This is a genomic window from Sinorhizobium sojae CCBAU 05684, from assembly GCF_002288525.1.
In the GTDB taxonomy this organism is placed as follows: Bacteria; Pseudomonadota; Alphaproteobacteria; order Rhizobiales; family Rhizobiaceae; genus Sinorhizobium; species Sinorhizobium sojae.
In genome coordinates this window covers 135,193-152,093 of sequence record NZ_CP023067.1, presented here as the reverse complement: position 1 = coordinate 152,093, position 16,901 = coordinate 135,193, and the positions used below count along the sequence as shown (strand labels likewise).

The window sequence follows — 16,901 nt, the reverse complement described above, 5'->3', positions numbered from 1 at the left end:
TTTGATTTCCGTATTCCTGCCGCTATTCTAAATCCCTGTGAAGTCGGGTTTTCTTGATCTTTCCCATAAGGTTTTTCTATGAGACAACGACTGGTGGATCTCGGCTGGCTGCGGCTGTTTGTGGAGGTGGCAAAGCGTGGCAACCTGACATCCGCTGCGGCTGCCCTGAAAATTTCGCAGCCGGCGATCAGCTATCAAATTCGACGGATAGAGGATCAGATCGGCGTGGATCTGCTGGCCCGCGTGCACCGGGGCGTCGAACTCACGTCCGCGGGCCAGAGGCTTTACGATATTGCGAAACGGGCGATCGACGAAATCGACGACGCCGTTCGCGTTTTTCGCGCCGACCAGGAAAGATCGACGATCCGCTTGCTGACGGATTACGCGTTTGCTTCGCTCTGGCTGATGCCTCGAATGCATAGTTTCCGGCTGCTGTATCCGGAGCTGGACATCCAGATCGTTGCAACGCAAAGACTTGAGCGGGAGCTGTTGAGAGAAAACGATATCGCAGTCGCCTTCGGCGCGCAGCGCGACTTCGGCGACGATGTCATCTTGCTCTTGCCGGAAGCGGTCATGCCCGTGTGTACCCCCGCTTTCGCCGAACATCACGGCCCATTCGGAGATGTCTCGTCGCTTGCAAGATCGACCCTGATCCATCTCGACAGTTCCGCACCCTCGCCCTGGTTCGAATGGCGCACCTATTTATCGCATTTCAAGGCGGTCAGAGCTGTACAGTCGGGACATGTCGATCTCAGCTTCAACACCTATTCGCTCGTCGTGCAGGCCGCGGTCGGCGGCCAAGGCATCGCGATCGGGTGGAAGGGCCTCGTGGATGAACACATTTCCTCGGGCCTTCTGGTGCCCGTCGGCCCCACTCTCGAGGTCCGCGAGCGCGGCTACTGTCTGATCCAGCCTGAGCGAGCGAGCCAACCTGTCAGCCGCCTCGGCAACTGGTTAGTGAGCGAGGCGAAAGCTGCAGTCGGGCTTCACTGCATGTCTCCTTAGACCGACCCCTTCAACGTGCCTTGCGCGTCCGATAAGACGCGGCGCTGTAGGAGCGCTGAGAATCAAAATACGCAAAATGCCCTAATCCTTGCGGAAGAGCAGGCTTGCGCCCCAACCGGTGATGACCGCCAGCGCCACGGCGAAGAGGCCGTAGGCGACGGGCTGGTCATGTGCGGCCCGGGTGATCGCCTGTTCGAGACCGGTCTTGACGACCCGCAGCGACAGCGCCTTGGCGGCGACGAACAGCCCATCCCGGAACAGATAGCCACGCACGACGTGAATGCCGTTCGGCACGTTGGCCGGCAGCCGCACCGAGGCCTTGAACAGGCTCGAACTGATGAACTGCACGCCGCCCGGATCGCGCTGGTAGACGCCGGTTTCCTCCCGCAGGCGCCGGAAGGCGTTGCGGAACTCGCCGAGGTTGCTGCCGTCGCCGAAGAAGCCGAGCGGCACCAGGCGCATGTGATCGACGCCGATCCCCATATTGGCAATGTCGCGCGGCGGCGCGATCGTGCCGATGTCGCGCGTGCTCGACAGCGAATAGGCCTCGGGAACCAGCTCGAAGGTCATCGACTGCATGTTGACCCAGATGCCGAAGACGCGTTCCTTCTTGCGCACCGTCGCATTGTCCTTCGGGCCCTCGAGCGTGACGACGATGTTGTATTTGCCCTGGGCGAGAAGGTTGGGATCGAAGCCGTCGATTGCGCCGAAGATCGTCAGGTCCGCACCGCGAAAGTCGGAGGTGATGGCGATCTCGTCGGTGGAGATGCCGATCTCCAGCTTCTCGTTGAAGTTCGTGGTCTGCCGCTCCAGGGGCCGCGCCGGCGCCTGTGCCGCGGCCGGCGCGGCGACGGCGAGAACGAGGGCTGTCAGGGGAAGGCGGAGGCATGCGACCATCAGTAGCCGAACCCCGCTGAGACGACCGAATAGACATCCTCCGGCGGAATGACGAGATCGATGGCGAGACGGATGCCGACGGCGAGCACGAGCAGCGCCAGCAGCGCCCGCAACTGTTCGCCGCGCAGCCGCTGGCCCACGCGCACGCCGTATTGCGCCCCGATGACGCCGGCGATCATCAGCACGAAGGCGAGCACGATGTCGACCGTGTAGTTCGTCGACGCCTGGACGAGGACGGTGTAGGCGGAAACGAAGACGATCTGGAACAGCGAAGTGCCGACGACGACATTGGTCGGGATGCGCAACAGATAGATCATCGCCGGCACCATGATGAAGCCGCCGCCGACGCCCATGATCGAGGTCAGCATGCCGATGAAGAAGCCGAGCGTGGCGACCGGAATGACGCTCAGATAGATCTTCGACTTCTTGAAGCGCATCTTCAGCGGCAAGCCGTGGATCCAGATATGCTGTCCGGGCCGGCGCAGGGCGGTCGGCAGGTTCTTGGCGGCCTTGCGCATGGCGCCCACGCTCTCCCAGAGCATCAACCCGCCGACCGAGCCGAGCAGCACGACATAGAGCAGCGAGATCACCAGATCCAGCTGGCCCATGCGGCGCAGCAGCGAGAACAGCCAGACGCCGACGGTGGCCCCCACAAGGCCGCCACCGAGAAGCACGGTGCCGAGCTTGACGTCGATCGTGCCGCGGCGGAAATGCGTGATCGCGCCGGAGATCGACGAGGCGACCACCTGGTTGGCGCCGGTCGCCACTGCCACCACCGGCGGAATGTTGTAGAAGATCAGCAGCGGCGTGATCAGGAACCCGCCGCCAACCCCGAACATGCCGGACAGAAAACCGACAGCCGCGCCCATGCCGAGAATGACGAAGATATTCACCGACAACTCTGCGATGGGCAGATAGACCGTCACGGCCGAACCTCGATGTCTCAACAGCCCGGCGGCGCGGGCGGCAATTGCAACTTCACAACCCCTAAACCGGAAACGATTTAGGAATCGTGCATACCCTGAATTCTCCGCATGCCTCACGCCTTAAAGAAGGCCCGGCGCGATGCGTCGAAGCGGATGGTGATTCACCACGAGCAGGGATGTAAGCGGCAGACGGCCCACCTCCGGAGGATAGCAGACTGCGTCTCCCCTCATGCGCCCCGAGCCCGGAGCTGTCAACCTTGCCGGGCACGATGGCACGCAGATGGCGCGCAACTTCCGTGCTGATAGCCCTGTCGCGCCGATCTGCGGCATTATTGGGGCGTATCTCGCATCGAAGGGAAGAAGGCGACCCAGCCCGAAGCGCAAGCGCTATCACGGCCAGGAAACACGCCTTTTGCGGGAATTGGTAATGCCGGACGTTACAGCGCCGCGCGTCTTTTCAGACGCGCAAAGATCGCTGCAACTCTTTGAATCTGCACACCGAGCTTTCCGAAAATCGGATGCGTTCTTCGGGCCGATGCTAGGAATTGCGCTTCAACAGCTCCCTCACCAGCGCGTCCGTGATCTCCCCGGTCGGTTCCTGGTCGATCGATTTCTGGAAGGCCTTGATCGCGGCGATCGTCTTCTTGCCCATCTGCCCATCCGCCGGGCCGGCATCGAAGCCGTTATTGTTGAGGATGGCCTGGATGTTGCGCACAGCCTTGGTCATGTCGATCGATGCCGTTTTGGTTGAGGGCCCGACCCAGGCGTCCGGCACCTCGACCGTATTGGCCTTGGCATCGACCGGCTGTGCCTTCCATGCTTCGGCCTTCGCCTTGGCGCTCGAAAGCTCTTCGGGCTTCATCGCCCTGGCGATCTCGTCCCGCTTTTCGGCGGCGTCCTTGTCGCCGCCACCGGCTGCGATGGCAAACCACTTGTAGGACTCCTCGAGACTCTGGGCGACGCCGTTGCCGCGGGCATAGAGCACTGCGAGATTGAACTGGCTGTCGCGGACGCCGAAATTGGCGGCCTTCTCGAACCACTTACCCGCCTCCACGAAATCCGGAGCGCCGTCGCGTCCGCTCGCCAGCATGACGGCGAGGTTGTGGATCGCACTCGCATTGCCCGCTTCCGCAGCCTTCAGGTAGAGCGCCTTTGCCTTGGCGGTGTCGCGCTCGACGCCAGCCCCTTTTTCGTAAAGATTGGCGAGCCTGTAGTCCGCCGGCACGACACCTGCATCGGCCGCACGCTGATACCATTTGGCCGCCTCGGTTAAATCCTCCTTCACGCCTCGGCCCTCGGTGAAGCGTGCGCCGATCTCGTAGAAGGCCAGCGGATCACCGCCCTTGGCTGCCGTCACGAGTGCAGGCGGACCAAATCCATCCGGCAGAACGACGTCGGTCACCTTAGCATGCTCGGGCGCGGTAACCACGGCCTGCGGGGAGGGTTCGAATGATGAAACAGGACCCATTGCCTCTACCCGCGGCTGCAGCAGAGGTGCAGCGCCCGCGCTACCCGCGGCGGGACTTGCAGCATCGTCCTGCCCGGTGGCGGAGGCGGCCTGCACGGACTCTGCCGGTGTCTCGCCCGCCTCGAGCGCCGGCTTTTCAGCGGTCTTCTCGGAGGCTGCGGCGGGAACGGCTTCTGCCGTGTTGACGGTTTTCTGCTGAGCGCCTTCAACTTCAACCTGCCGCTCGATCATGACGGTCGGTTGGGCGCCCGGTGTCTCGTTGCCCTTCAGCACCGTGCTGACGAGCGGATAGGACATGATCGCCAACAGCACGGCGCCGACAGCCATGAGGATCGGGCGGCGATGGCGGACCAATGCGCCACGCAGCGCCGAGGGCGCCTTGTTGTCCTTGGCCCGGTTCAGCGTGTCGGCCTCCTCGACGGCAAGTTGTGCCGCACGGCGTGCAGCGGCGATGAAATCCGCCTTGTCGCCACCGGGCGCCTGCTGGCCGCCACGCGCCATTTGACCGGCCCGGACCCGCTCGAGGATCTTTTTGACATCCGGAGCTCCGGAGCCGGGCTCAAGAAGCAGATTGGCCTCCTCGGGGGCGAGCATTTCGGAGGGGTCGATCGACGGAGTCGGCTCGACGAGCCGGCGCGCCTGCGCCGGAGGCGCCGCGTTGCGCCTGGAAGAAAAACGCCGGGTCAGGCCTGCCAGCAGACCTGCCTTTGCGGGCTGTGCCTCCACCCGTTGCTCGGCCCGCTCTACGATCGAAATATCCACCGAAGCCGTGGCCTCGGCCGCAACGGGTTCCGCAACGAAATCCTTATCCTCCGCCTCCAGCGCCCGTACGTTGCGCTGCACCTCGCCATGGCCATGGTCGGGATCGGCAGCCGTAAGCGGACCTTCGAATTCGGGTTGGGCGGCCTTCGGCATTGCCGGTGCGGCGTGCCCCTGTTGCGGCCGCCCCTCTTCCAGGCGCTCCAGCTTTTCGGCGATGTGGACGAGCGTGTCATGCAGGGCTTCGAAGGTACGTGCAGTCCTGTCGTCGCTCGAACGGCTGAGCTCCTCGAGCGCGCGCAGGTCTTCGGCAAGCGCAGAGATTGCGGCCATGTCGGATCCTGTCGCCGCCTGCGAAGAGACGTTCTTGGAATAGGCCTCCATCACCGCTTCAGCCGCCTGCCGAGCGGCTTCGATGATGTATTCGTCGCTGGTGGCCAGATAGTCTTCAAGCGCATTCATGCGGCTTTCGAACTCCGCCGGCGCCGCCCGACCGGGCTCCCCATGCGACTGGCTCACAAGCGTAGAGAGATTGCTGATCTGCGCTTCGAGATTGCGCAGGGCTTCGCGATCGTCGAAGGGAGCAGCCTGCGTTTCCTCCAGGCGCTGCGCGATGTCGGCAAGTCGGTCTTCGAGCCGGTCGAAGCGGGTATCGCTTATCGGCGCTTCGGCTTGTGCATCCAGTTCGTCGATGCGGCGGGCGAGGTAATCGAGCCTTTCGACGAGCGCGTCGTTTAGGCTCCCCTGGTCAAGCGCTTCTATCTTGCGCGAGATTTCGGCAAGATAACCGGTGAGCTCCGGATCGGCACTGCGCTGGCCGCGCTCCAGAACAGCTGAGAGGTGGTCGAGGCGCTCCTCGAGCCGGGCGGCCGCCCTCTCGCCGGCCAGATCCTCGACGCGCGCCGTCAGCGCCTCGATCCTGGAACCGAGGCCGGTATCGTAGGGGCGGGAGAGACTGTCGATCTGACGCGAGAGATCGCCGAGCCTGCTTTCGAGGCGATTGACGAAGGTCGTGTCCGTGCCGGAACTGCGGCCGTTGACTGCAATCGCCCGGCTGATTTCGTCGAGCCGCGCATCGAGCTCGGCAAATTGCGAAGCCAGGCGGCGATCGTCCGGTTGCATCTGGCGTCCGAGCTGCTCGACCGCCTGGGCAACCGCCACCAGCTTATCCTCCAAGGCGTCGATCGCGGGGCCCTTGTTCAGCGACGTGATCTGCGTCTTGATCTCGTCGAGCCGATAGGCGAGCGCCACGAGTTCATCGTCGCGGTTCTGGTCGAAGGCGTTCAGCCGGTCCTCGACCCCGCTCCAGCGGTTCTCCATGCGGCGCATGCTGTCTTCGCGCGCCAAACCGTCAAGCGTCGCGCGAAGGTCGTCAAACTCGGCCCTCAACGCGTCCGCCTGGGCCGAGGGTGCAAGCCGGCCGAGCTGGTTGATGCTTTCGGCGAGGCGCTGCATGTCGGACCGGACGTCAGCGGCAAAGCCGCGGTCCTGTGCCACCTCGGACCTGATGCCGCGGATTTCGGAGTGAAGCGTATGCATCTCCCGTACAAGACCGTCGCTGATCTCGCGCTTCAGATCCTGCCGCAAACCCACGAGCGCCTCGGCGATCTCGTTAGCCGCGGAGGTTCGGGCCGGTGCCGGCACAGGCGAATGCGGCTGAAATCGCGCTTCCGGGTGCCTGGCGGGAGCCGAACGCTCTGCTTCGCGCGCGGCCAGATGCTCTCGCAATGGCGAGCGCTCGCGACCGGCACTAAGTACGCGTTGGCGCTGGAGGATCTCGGACACCGGATTGTTGGCCGGTGCGTGCGGCCTCTCCGGCTGACGCGGCTCACGGCTGACGCTGCTCATCAGGCCTTCGATGCGTGCCTCAAGCCCCTCGATGGTGCGATTGAGGGCATCGAGCGAGGACCTGTCGCCATAGGACGGGTTGCCCATGCGCTGAGAATTGGATCGCGATCCGTTCATTGTCTCTCGCCTCTGTCGTCGACCATCATCGGAAGCGCCATGGGAGGGGAATGCCCTCATCGTGAAGCGGTTCAGCCGATGCGGGCAAAGCCGCAACACGGGCGAATCGGACCGGTTGCAGCTTTGACCATCTCAGAGCGCACAATTCAGTGAACGTGGTAAACAAGCCGTTAACCGGTACGATTTTTAACGATTCATCAGGAAGCATAGGTCCGCGAGGCGCGCTGCACGAAAGTTTTCATAGCGGAATTTTTGACGTTTACGCAAACGTCAAAGTTTTGTAGCATCATTCCGACGCTGCCGCACGGGCAGCAGGAATCGGGCAAGCCGCGCGGCGCGGCCCGAGGGGATATCGAGGCGAGGAAAGAATGCCCATCTACAAGGCTCCGGTTGAAGACACCCTGTTCATCCTCAACGACGTGCTCGGGATCGAGCGCTACCACAACCTGCCGGGATTCGCCGATGCGAGCCCCGACATGCTTGCAGCGATCATCGGCGAAGCGGCGAAGCTTTCTGAGGAGGCGCTCTTCCCGGTCAATCTCTCCGGCGACGAGGAAGGCTGCAAACGCCATGAGCACGGATCGGTCACCGTGCCGAAGGGGTTCAAGGAGGCCTATGATCTCTACCGTGAGGCCGGCTGGCTCGGGCTGGCCGTGCCGGAGGAGTTCGGCGGACAGGGCCTGCCCTATACGCTGCACACGGCCGTCGGCGAATACATGTCTTCGGCCAATATGGCGCTGATGATGTATCCCGGCCTGACGCAGGGCGCGATCGCCGCCATCCTGGCACATGGTTCTGACGAACAGAAGCAGGCCTACCTGCCAAAAATGGTGGACGGCACCTGGACCGGAACAATGAATCTCACCGAGCCGCATTGCGGCACCGACCTCGGACTCCTGCGCACCAAGGCCGTGCCGGACGGTGATGGAAGCTATCGGATTTCCGGGCAGAAGATCTTCATCTCCGCCGGCGAGCACGACATGTCGGAGAACATCATCCATCTCGTGCTGGCACGGATCGAAGGCGCCCCGGAAGGCGTCAAAGGCATCTCGCTCTTCATCGTGCCGAAGTTCAAGCTCACCGAGAATGGAGAGCCGGGCGAGCGCAACAGCGTCTCTTGCGGTGCGATCGAACACAAAATGGGCATTCACGGCAACGCCACCTGCGTCATGAATTACGACGAGGCGACCGGTTACTTGATCGGTGCGGAAAACAAGGGCCTCAACGCCATGTTCGTGATGATGAACGAGGCTCGCCTCGGCGTCGGCATGCAGGGGTTGGCGATCGCCGAGATCGCCTACCAGAATGCCGCGAACTATGCCCGCGAGCGCCTGCAGGGGCGGTCGCTTTCCGGCGCCAAGGAGCCGGACAAGAAGGCGGATCCGATCATCGTCCATCCCGACATTCGCCGCACGCTGATGACGATCAAGGCCTTCAACGAGGCGGGCCGGGCCTTCACCCTCTGGACGGCGCTGCAATCCGACATCGCCCACCGTTCCGACAAAGAGGCGGACCGGCAAACGGCCGATGACCTGCTCAGCCTGATGACGCCGATCCTGAAGGGCGTACTGACCGACAAGGGTTTCGATCACGCGGTCATGGCGCAGCAGGTCTTTGGCGGCCACGGCTATATCGAAGAGCACGGTATGAGCCAGTATGTGCGCGACGCCCGCATCGCCATGATCTACGAGGGCGCGAACGGTATCCAGGCACTCGACCTCGTCGGCCGCAAGCTGGCGATGAATGGCGGCCGCGCCGTTATGGCTCTGTTCAAGGAAATAGGCGATTTCTGCGAGGAGAACCGTGGCGACGACAGGCTCTCCGCCTACACCAAGGCTCTCAAGAAAGGCCTGAACGACCTGCAGGCCGCCACGATGTGGTTCATGCAGAACGCGATGGCCAAGCCCGAAAATGCCGGCGCCGGTTCGACTGACTACATGCACCTCTTCGGCCTCGTCGTGCTCGGCTACATGTGGGCGAAGATCGCGAAGACCGCGGAGGAGAGACTCGCGGCAGGAGGGGCCGGCAATGCCGATTATCTCAGGAACAAGCTGATCACGGCGCGTTTCTTCATGGAACGCATCATGCCGGAGACGGCGCTTCGTAAGGCCCGCATCGAAACCGGTGCCGACACGATGATGGCTCTGGACGCCGCCGCATTCTGATTTCAAGCTGGGGTTGGATGAGAGACTTGTGCCGCGGTATTCCGCCCGCATCCCGCTCCAATGTTCATATGCTGGCGCCCGGGGTGCCGCCGAAAGGGAGATCAAGAGATGACGAAAGTCTTCGTTTACGACCACGTGCGCACGCCGCGCGGCCGCGGCAAGAAGGACGGTGCGCTACATGAGGTGCCCTCCGTCCGCCTCGCGGCCAAGGTGCTCGAGGCCGTGCGTGACCGCAACGGGCTCGATACCGCGACTGTCGACGACATCATAATGGGCTGCGTCGATCCGGTCATGGACGCAGGCGCGGTGATCCCGAAGGCGGCTGCCTTCGAGGCCGGCTATTCGACGCGGGCGCCCGGCATGCAGATTTCCCGCTTCTGCGCCTCCGGTCTCGATGCGGTCAATTTCGGCAGCGCAAAAATCGCGCAAGGGGCGGACGAAATCGTCATCGCCGGAGGCGTCGAGTCGATGTCGCGTGTCGGGCTCGGCATGTCCGGCGGCGCCTGGTTCATGGATCCTTCCGTCAACCTGCCGGCCTACTTCATGCCACAGGGTGTCTCTGCCGACCTGATCGCCACCAAATTCGGCTTCTCCCGTGATGACGTCGACGCCTACGCTGTCGAGAGCCAGAAGCGCGCGGCGCATGCCTGGGACAACGGCTACTTCAAGGACTCGGTCATCCCCGTCAAGGACCAGAACGGCCTGACTATTCTCGACCGAGACGAGCATATGCGACCGGGGACCGACATGCAGGCGCTCGCCTCGCTCAATCCGTCCTTCCAGATGCCCGGCGAGATGGGCGGCTTCGAGGCCGTCGCGATCCAGGCGCATCCGGAAATCGAGCGGATCAATTACGTCCATCACGCCGGTAACTCCTCCGGCATCGTCGATGGCGCCGCGGCGGTGCTGCTCGGCTCGAAGGCCGGCGGCGAATGCATGGGGTTGAAACCCCGCGCCCGGATCCGCGCCTTCGCCAATATCGGCTCCGACCCGGCGCTGATGCTGACCGGGCCGGTGGACGTCACCGAGAAGCTCCTGAAGCGCGCGGACATGAAGCTCTCCGACATCGATCTCTTCGAGCTCAACGAGGCCTTTGCGGCCGTCGTGCTCCGCTTCATGCAGGCCTTCGACATCCCCCACGACCAGATCAACGTCAATGGTGGTGCGATCGCCATGGGCCATCCGCTCGGTGCTACCGGCGCCATGATCCTCGGCACCGTGCTCGATGAACTCGAGCGCCGCGACCTCAACACCGCTCTAGTGACGCTCTGCATCGGCGCCGGCATGGGCACCGCCACGATCATCGAACGCGTCTGATCCGATCCCGGGAGAGAGAATATGTCTTACACGAACTTCAAGATCGAAACCGACGCCGACGGCATCGTGCTGGTCACCTGGGACATGCCCGAGAGGTCGATGAACGTCTTCACTCAGGAGGTGATGGCGGAGCTCGACGCCATTGTCGATCAGACGAGTGGCGACCCGGCCGTCAAGGGTGTCGTCATCACCTCCGGCAAATCCTCCTTCTCCGGCGGTGCCGACCTCACGATGATCAAGTCGATGTTCGCGCTCCAGGCCGAAGAAAAGGCGAAGGACCCGGCCAATGCGGCGCAAAAGCTGTTCGATCTCGCCGGCCGCCTGAGCGGCCTCTTCCGCAAGCTCGAAACCTCCGGCAGGCCCTGGGTCTCGGCAATCAACGGCACCTGCATGGGCGGTGCCTTCGAGCTGTCGCTTGCCTGCCACGGCCGCGTCGCTTCGAATGCGAAGTCGGTGAAGATCGCGCTGCCCGAGGTCAAGGTCGGCATCTTTCCCGGTGCCGGCGGCACTCAGCGCGTGCCGCGCCTGACCAACACGCAGGACGCGCTCCAGATGATGACGACCGGCTCGTCGCTGACGGCCGCACGCGCCAAGGCCATGGGTCTCGTCCACGAGGTGGTCGATCCGGATAAGCTGATCGACGCCGCCAAGGCGATGATCAAGAACGGCCTGAAGCCGGTTCAGGCCTGGGACGAAAAGGGTTTCAAGCTGCCGGGCGGCGGCATCTGGACGCCGGCTTCCGCGCAGCTCTGGCCCGCAGCCTCCGCCATCCTGCGCCGCGAGACCTATGGCAATTATCCGGGCGCCATTGCCATCCTGAAGAGCGTCTACGAGGGGCTGCAGGTTCCCTTCGATACGGCCCTCAGGATCGAGCAGCGCTATTTCACCCAGATCCTGCAGACGACCGAAGCCTTCTCGATGATCCGCTCGCTGTTCATCTCGATGCAGGAGCTCGGCAAGGGCGCCCGCCGACCGGACGGCGTGCCGAAGACGGAGCTGAAGAAGGTCGGCGTCATAGGCGCCGGCTTCATGGGGGCATCGATCGCTTACGTGACGGCCGCCGCCGGGATTCGCGTCACCCTCATCGACCGCGACATGGAGGCGGCTGGGAAGGGCAAGGCGCATTCGGAGGGGCTGGTCAAGGATTCGATCGGCAAGGGCAGACTGACGAAGGAAGAGGGCGAGGCCCTGCTTTCGCGCATCACGCCGTCGGCCGACTATGACGATCTCAAGGATGCAAGCCTTGTGATCGAGGCGGTCTTCGAAGACCGGCAGGTGAAGAAGGATGTAATCGAGAAAGTGGAAGCGGTGATCACCGAGGACACGATCTTCGCATCGAACACCTCGACGCTGCCGATCACCGGCCTTGCCAAGAATTCCAAGCGTCCCGACCAGTTTATCGGTATCCATTTCTTCTCGCCGGTCGAGAAAATGATGCTGACGGAAGTGATCCTCGGCAAGGAGACCGGCGACCGAGCGCTTGCCGCGGCTCTCGACTATGTCGCGGCGATCAAGAAGACGCCGATCGTCGTCAACGACACGCGCGGCTTCTACGTCAACCGCTGCGTCTTTCGCTATATCCACGAAGCCTATGACATGCTGATCGAGGGCGTGCCGCCGGCGATGATCGAGAACGCCGCCAAGATGGCCGGAATGCCCGTCGGGCCGCTGTCGCTCAACGACGAAGTGGCGATTGACCTCAGCCAGAAGATCCTGAAGGCAACGGTTGCCGATCTCGGCGAGAAAGCCGTCGATCCGCGCCACATGGCGTTGATCGACAAGATGGTCGACGAACTGGATCGTCGCGGCCGCAAGAACGGCAAGGGCTTTTACGAGTATCCGGCAAGGCCGGCTAGGAAATATCTCTGGCCGGGCCTGAAGGAACTCTATCCGCAGAAGGATGCCGCCAAGATCGATGTTGAGGTGCTGAAGCAGCGCTTCCTCGCAACGATCGCGCTCGAGGCTGCCCGCACCATGGAGGAAGGCATCGTCACCGACCCGCGCGAGGCGGATGTCGGCTCGATCCTCGGCTTCGGTTTTGCGCCCTATACCGGCGGCACGCTCTCTTACATTGACGGGATGGGCGTCAAAACCTTCGTCGAACTCTGCGACAAGCTCGCCAAGGACTACGGCCACCACTTCAAGCCGACGCCGCTTTTGAAGGAGATGGCCGAAAAGGGCGAGACCTTCTATGGCCGCTTCAACCCCTATGGAGAGGCGCAGCGGGCGGCCTAGCTTCGCACCCCCTACAGCGAAGGGCCGCCCATCAGGTGCGGCCTTTTTTTGCACCGCATGAAGATCGACCCGGATCAAATCGATTAGCGGCAAAGCGCTTGCAACCGTAGTCTGATCTCGGCTGGCGGCTAGGACAGTGCATGTCTCTTTGAATCGAACTCGCGATAAGGGCAAAGACATGCAGCAATGCAGAGTGCTACAGCGACCTTCGCGCGTCTGAAAAGACACGCGGCGCCTCAGCGTCTTATAAGACGCGCGGCGTCTGTAGCCGGTCGAATGCCATTGCAGGGATTCCAAACCGATGCAATACTGCAAGCAGTTCTGAGCGGCGTGGGCAACAGTAGGCAGCGCCGTTCGCCCGGAGGCCAACATGACTGACGACCACCGCTCGGGATGCCCGATCAACCTCTCGCTCGAAGTCTTCGGCGACAAGTGGAGCCTCTTGATCATCCGCGACATGATCTTCGGAGGCAAACGGCATTTCCGCGAGCTGTTGCGCTCCGAGGAAGGCATTTCCTCCAATATCCTCGCCGACCGGCTGAGGACGCTCACGGAGATGGGCATGCTGACGAAGAGCGACGACCCCAGCCATAAGCAGAAGGCAATCTACAGCCTGACGGAAAAGACGATCGCGCTGGTGCCGATCATGGCGCATCTCGGCGCCTGGGGCCGGCGTTACCTGCCAGTGAGCGCAGAGCTCAGCATCCGCGCGCAACTGATGGAGGAAGGTGGGCCGGCGCTGTGGCAGCGCTTCATGGACGAACTCAGGGTCGAACATCTCGGCACGGCCGTGAGGTCGCCGGAGGCGATTTCGGTTCGGCAGGTCCTGCAGTCGGCCTATGAGGACGTTGTCGCCCGCAAGGCGAAGCAGCAGGAGTCTGCCGAAACCGGCGGATAGCGCATGGAGCTTTGCGCCTCTTTTCAGACGCGCGGCGCTGTAGGCCGGCAGTTTCTCGAGGACTATTTTCCTTTGCGTTCTTTACGACCTTCCCCTGCTCGGATAGTCTAGCGCATCGGCCAGGAAATTGGACCTGATTTTCGGATGGGTAGATTTCCACAGCGCCCTCGGTGCGTCCGAAGGGATCCTCGGTGCGCTGTAAGGCGTCACCTCTGATCGGATCGAAAGGCGCATCAGTTCTATGCACTTCGTCTCCCCGCGAACGCTACACACATACGGGCGACCTGCATTGGAGCAACGGCAAGGGACGGCGTCGACCACCTTCAGGGATGGAATTCGACATGCTCTCACATGACAGCATCTGGCGCGCGATCGACGCGCTGGCAGAGCGTCATCGGCTTTCGCCGTCCGGGCTTGCGCGCAGGGCCGGTCTCGATCCGACCTCCTTCAACCGCTCAAAGCGCAAGTCCGCCGACGGCCGCGATCGCTGGCCCTCGACGGAATCGATCTCGAAAGTCCTCGATGCAACGGGCGCGACGGTCGAGCAGTTCATGGCACTCCTGCAGCCCGGGAGTGGGGCTATGTTCCCAGGGCGTACACCGGGAATTCCGCTGCTCGGCTTTGCCCAGGCCGGCGCGGGCGGCTATTTCGATGACGGCGGCTTTCCGGCCGGGCAAGGCTGGGACCAGATCGACTTTCCCGTCGCCGAGGAGAACCGGGCGGGCGTCTATGCGCTCGAGGTCCAGGGCGACAGCATGTTGCCGCTTTACCGGGACGGCGATATCCTGATCGTCGACCCGAGCGCGCAAGTGCGGCGTGGCGACCGCGTCGTCGTCAAGACGCAGGCGGGCGAGGTCATGGCCAAGGTGCTGGCGCGACTGACGCCCCGCGGCATAGACCTCCTATCGCTCAACCCCGAACATCCCAATCGCAGTTTCGAGATGAAGGACGTCGAATGGATTGCCCGGATCCTCTGGGCCAGCCAGTAGGACATTCTTGCCAATGCGGCAGCAACTCGTCACCATCGCCGGCAACCTCGCCGCCATCCTAGTCTTCGCCGGCCTCCTGATGGGCGGCGTTGCCGCCATTCGCGACCGCGACAGCGCCGTATCGCCTGATTTCGTTCTTGAAGTCCCGGATCTGGCTGCGACGGAAAAGGCCGCCCCTGTGCAGGGCATACCCGTCTCGCCCCCACCGCCCGCTGCCGAAAAGGACTCCCCCGGACAGGGCGCAGCCGTAAAGAGCGCCCGCCTGCCCGTACGATCCGTCGAGCCCGGTCTCTTCGCTCTTCCGGAAGACGACCTTGCGCGGCCGCTCGAACGCGTTGCACCGCGCCCTCCACTCTCCGGGCCGCAGATAGACCAGAAGCCCGCGACGATTGTCCTTCACCGCCCGGTTGCGCTAGCCGCGGGACTAGTCCGATCCGGCGACATGACCCTTCAGTTCAGGGAGATAGATCAGGAAAGCGCCGAAAAGGTCTGTGGTGAAAGTGGCGAGACCTGGCCCTGCGGCATGATCGCGCGCACGGCGTTCCGTAATTTCCTCAGGGGCCGCGCGCTCGTCTGCGATCACATGGAAGAGAAGCGGGACGGCGCCACCGTCGCCACCTGCACCGTCGGTGGCCAGAACGCTGCCGAATGGCTTGCGACCAATGGCTGGGCCATTGCTCTGCCCGGCACTTCGCTCGAGGCGGCAACGAACGCCGCCCGAAAAGCAAGACGCGGCTTTTACGGCGAGGACCCGCGGGATCTCAATCGCGGATCGAACGCAGGAGGCTTGCAAGCCGGAAGCGAAGTTCCCAACTAACCGCTGCAACTTCCTTGGAGTGACCCAATGCCCTCAAAGCTCAGCCAACATGAAGCCCTTGTCTACGTCATGGTGATGATGTCCGCCGTCGACCGCGACATGACCGACGACGAATTCGCGCGTATAGGCGGGCTCGTGCGCTTTCTGCCGGCCTTCGATGGCTTTGATGAGAACGAACTGATTCATATCGGCCGCGAGTGCGCGACCCAGCTTGCCGCCCCGGAGGGCCTCGACGTGACGCTGGAGATGGTGCGCGAGGCACTGCCGCAACGGCTATACGATACCGCCTATGCGCTTGCCGTAGAGATCGCTGCCGCCGATCAGCGCATCCGCAACGAGGAGATCCGCCTCCTGCAATTGCTGCGTGACCGGTTCCAGCTGGACAAGCTCACCTGTGCTGCGATCGAGCGCGGCGCTATCGCACGCTTCCGCAAATAGCCGCTGGCGAACCGGCTACCCATATCTCCTTTCATCGACCTCGATTTAAGAACAGGACATGCAGCTATTCAAAGTGCCACAGTGACATTGCGCGTCTGACAAGACGCGCGGCGCTGTGTGCATCATCCGTTGACAGCACGCGGCGCGGCGCCCTATCGGCGACCGGGGTGATGGTGAATGACAGACGAGCTGCTATTCTTCGGTGTCGCGGAGCCGGTTTGGCGGCTGGCCGCCTTTGCGGCCGCCTTTGCCGCGCTGGCAGTCCTTGAGCTCTTGCATCCGCGGCTTGAGCGGCCGGAACTGATGCGCATGCTCAAGGCCCGTCGCTGGGCGACGAACCTGGCAATTCTCGTTGCGTCGTCCATGCTATTGCGCATCGCCTTTCCGGCGGCCGCCGTCGGCGTCGCGATCTGGGCTGAAGCGCGTGGGATCGGCGTTCTACCCGGCTTCGGCGTTTCGCCGTTTCTCGCCGGGATCATCGCCTTCGTTGCGCTCGACTTCGCCGTCTGGCTGGAGCACGTAGTATTCCACAAAGTTCCTCTGCTGTGGCGCGCCCACCGGGTCCATCACAGCGATCCCGGGGTGGACGTCACGACGGCGCTTCGCTTCCATCCGCTGGAAATCCTGATCTCGATGGCCTGGAAGGGGTTGGTCATTATCCTGCTCGGCGCCCCGGCGCTCGCCGTCCTGATCTTCGAGATCGTTCTCAACGTCTGCGCAATGTTCAACCACGCCAATCTGCGGCTGTCACGCAGGGCCGACCGGCTCTTGCGGCGGCTTATCGTCACGCCGGACATGCACCGCATTCACCATTCCGTCGAGAGCGGCGAAACCAATTCCAACTATGGCTTCAATCTCTCCATCTGGGACCGACTGTTCGCGACCTATATCGCACATCCTGCAAGCGGTGACGACGCGATCGAAACGGGCCTGAAGGCCTATGGGCGGCTCGACCCGACAAAGCTCGTCTGGTCGCTGATCCTGCCATTTCGACGGAAGTAGTGCTGCTGCATGTCTCTTTG

12 protein-coding genes are annotated in these 16,901 nt (G+C 63.0%); 9 read left to right on the top strand and 3 right to left on the bottom strand.

Annotated elements, in window-relative coordinates:
* Nucleotides 1–78: 78 nt before the first annotated feature.
* Nucleotides 79–1,005, top strand: coding sequence for a choline sulfate utilization transcriptional regulator (locus SJ05684_RS00715; protein WP_034859826.1), 927 nt, complete (start codon nucleotides 79–81; stop codon nucleotides 1,003–1,005).
* Between the two features lie 81 nt (nucleotides 1,006–1,086).
* On the opposite strand, the gene SJ05684_RS00710 is transcribed toward SJ05684_RS00715, so the two are convergent.
* The 3 genes from SJ05684_RS00710 to SJ05684_RS00700 all read right to left on the bottom strand — a co-directional run bounded on the left by SJ05684_RS00710 (nucleotide 1,087) and on the right by SJ05684_RS00700 (nucleotide 7,020).
* The gene (locus tag SJ05684_RS00710; RefSeq protein ID WP_034859915.1) at nucleotides 1,087–1,902 is read right to left on the bottom strand and encodes a TIGR02186 family protein; all 816 of its coding nucleotides are present in this window, start codon (nucleotides 1,900–1,902) and stop codon (nucleotides 1,087–1,089) included.
* On the bottom strand, nucleotides 1,902–2,828 hold the full coding sequence (locus tag SJ05684_RS00705) for a sulfite exporter TauE/SafE family protein (protein ID WP_095694180.1): 927 nt from the start codon (nucleotides 2,826–2,828) through the stop codon (nucleotides 1,902–1,904). Before SJ05684_RS00705 ends, SJ05684_RS00710 begins: the two co-directional genes overlap by 1 nt.
* 538 nt (nucleotides 2,829–3,366) lie before the next feature.
* The gene (locus SJ05684_RS00700; RefSeq protein WP_034853958.1) at nucleotides 3,367–7,020 is read right to left on the bottom strand and encodes a peptidoglycan-binding protein; all 3,654 of its coding nucleotides are present in this window, start codon (nucleotides 7,018–7,020) and stop codon (nucleotides 3,367–3,369) included.
* A gap of 368 nt (nucleotides 7,021–7,388) precedes the next feature.
* Between SJ05684_RS00700 and SJ05684_RS00695 the strand changes: the two genes are divergently transcribed.
* The 8 genes from SJ05684_RS00695 to SJ05684_RS00660 all read left to right on the top strand — a co-directional run bounded on the left by SJ05684_RS00695 (nucleotide 7,389) and on the right by SJ05684_RS00660 (nucleotide 16,881).
* Complete coding sequence (locus tag SJ05684_RS00695) at nucleotides 7,389–9,185, top strand: acyl-CoA dehydrogenase C-terminal domain-containing protein (protein ID WP_034853956.1); 1,797 nt, start codon at nucleotides 7,389–7,391, stop codon at nucleotides 9,183–9,185.
* 108 nt (nucleotides 9,186–9,293) lie between these two features.
* Entirely contained in the window at nucleotides 9,294–10,502 is a 1,209-nt protein-coding gene (locus tag SJ05684_RS00690) for an acetyl-CoA C-acetyltransferase (protein ID WP_034853954.1), read from the top strand.
* 21 nt (nucleotides 10,503–10,523) lie between these two features.
* Nucleotides 10,524–12,737, top strand: coding sequence for an FAD-dependent oxidoreductase (locus SJ05684_RS00685; protein WP_034853952.1), 2,214 nt, complete (start codon nucleotides 10,524–10,526; stop codon nucleotides 12,735–12,737).
* Nucleotides 12,738–13,107: 370 nt separating this feature from the next.
* Nucleotides 13,108–13,635 (top strand): winged helix-turn-helix transcriptional regulator, encoded by a 528-nt coding sequence (locus SJ05684_RS00680; RefSeq protein ID WP_034853950.1) that lies wholly within the window; start codon nucleotides 13,108–13,110, stop codon nucleotides 13,633–13,635.
* Between the two features lie 341 nt (nucleotides 13,636–13,976).
* A complete protein-coding gene (locus SJ05684_RS00675; RefSeq protein WP_034853983.1) occupies nucleotides 13,977–14,624 on the top strand; it encodes a S24 family peptidase in 648 nt (215 codons plus the stop codon).
* 13 nt (nucleotides 14,625–14,637) lie between these two features.
* Nucleotides 14,638–15,441 carry a thermonuclease family protein gene (locus SJ05684_RS00670; RefSeq protein WP_050979969.1) on the top strand — a complete coding sequence of 268 codons (804 nt, stop codon included), beginning with the start codon at nucleotides 14,638–14,640 and terminating at the stop codon, nucleotides 15,439–15,441.
* A 27-nt stretch (nucleotides 15,442–15,468) separates the two neighbouring features.
* Nucleotides 15,469–15,879 (top strand): tellurite resistance TerB family protein, encoded by a 411-nt coding sequence (locus SJ05684_RS00665; RefSeq protein WP_034853947.1) that lies wholly within the window; start codon nucleotides 15,469–15,471, stop codon nucleotides 15,877–15,879.
* A 189-nt stretch (nucleotides 15,880–16,068) separates the two neighbouring features.
* Complete coding sequence (locus tag SJ05684_RS00660; RefSeq protein ID WP_034853978.1) at nucleotides 16,069–16,881, top strand: sterol desaturase family protein; 813 nt, start codon at nucleotides 16,069–16,071, stop codon at nucleotides 16,879–16,881.
* Nucleotides 16,882–16,901 lie beyond the last annotated feature (20 nt).

What these genes read in the sequence shown, in the direction of transcription:
- SJ05684_RS00715 (WP_034859826.1), top strand. Translation starts at nt 79, where the DNA reads ATGAGACAACGACTGGTGGATCTCGGCTGGCTGCGGCTGTTTGTGGAG.
- SJ05684_RS00710 (WP_034859915.1), bottom strand. Translation starts at nt 1,902, where the DNA reads ATGGTCGCATGCCTCCGCCTTCCCCTGACAGCCCTCGTTCTCGCCGTC.
- SJ05684_RS00700 (WP_034853958.1), bottom strand. Translation starts at nt 7,020, where the DNA reads ATGAACGGATCGCGATCCAATTCTCAGCGCATGGGCAACCCGTCCTAT.
- SJ05684_RS00695 (WP_034853956.1), top strand. Translation starts at nt 7,389, where the DNA reads ATGCCCATCTACAAGGCTCCGGTTGAAGACACCCTGTTCATCCTCAAC.
- SJ05684_RS00690 (WP_034853954.1), top strand. Translation starts at nt 9,294, where the DNA reads ATGACGAAAGTCTTCGTTTACGACCACGTGCGCACGCCGCGCGGCCGC.
- SJ05684_RS00685 (WP_034853952.1), top strand. Translation starts at nt 10,524, where the DNA reads ATGTCTTACACGAACTTCAAGATCGAAACCGACGCCGACGGCATCGTG.
- SJ05684_RS00680 (WP_034853950.1), top strand. Translation starts at nt 13,108, where the DNA reads ATGACTGACGACCACCGCTCGGGATGCCCGATCAACCTCTCGCTCGAA.
- SJ05684_RS00675 (WP_034853983.1), top strand. Translation starts at nt 13,977, where the DNA reads ATGCTCTCACATGACAGCATCTGGCGCGCGATCGACGCGCTGGCAGAG.
- SJ05684_RS00670 (WP_050979969.1), top strand. Translation starts at nt 14,638, where the DNA reads ATGCGGCAGCAACTCGTCACCATCGCCGGCAACCTCGCCGCCATCCTA.
- SJ05684_RS00665 (WP_034853947.1), top strand. Translation starts at nt 15,469, where the DNA reads ATGCCCTCAAAGCTCAGCCAACATGAAGCCCTTGTCTACGTCATGGTG.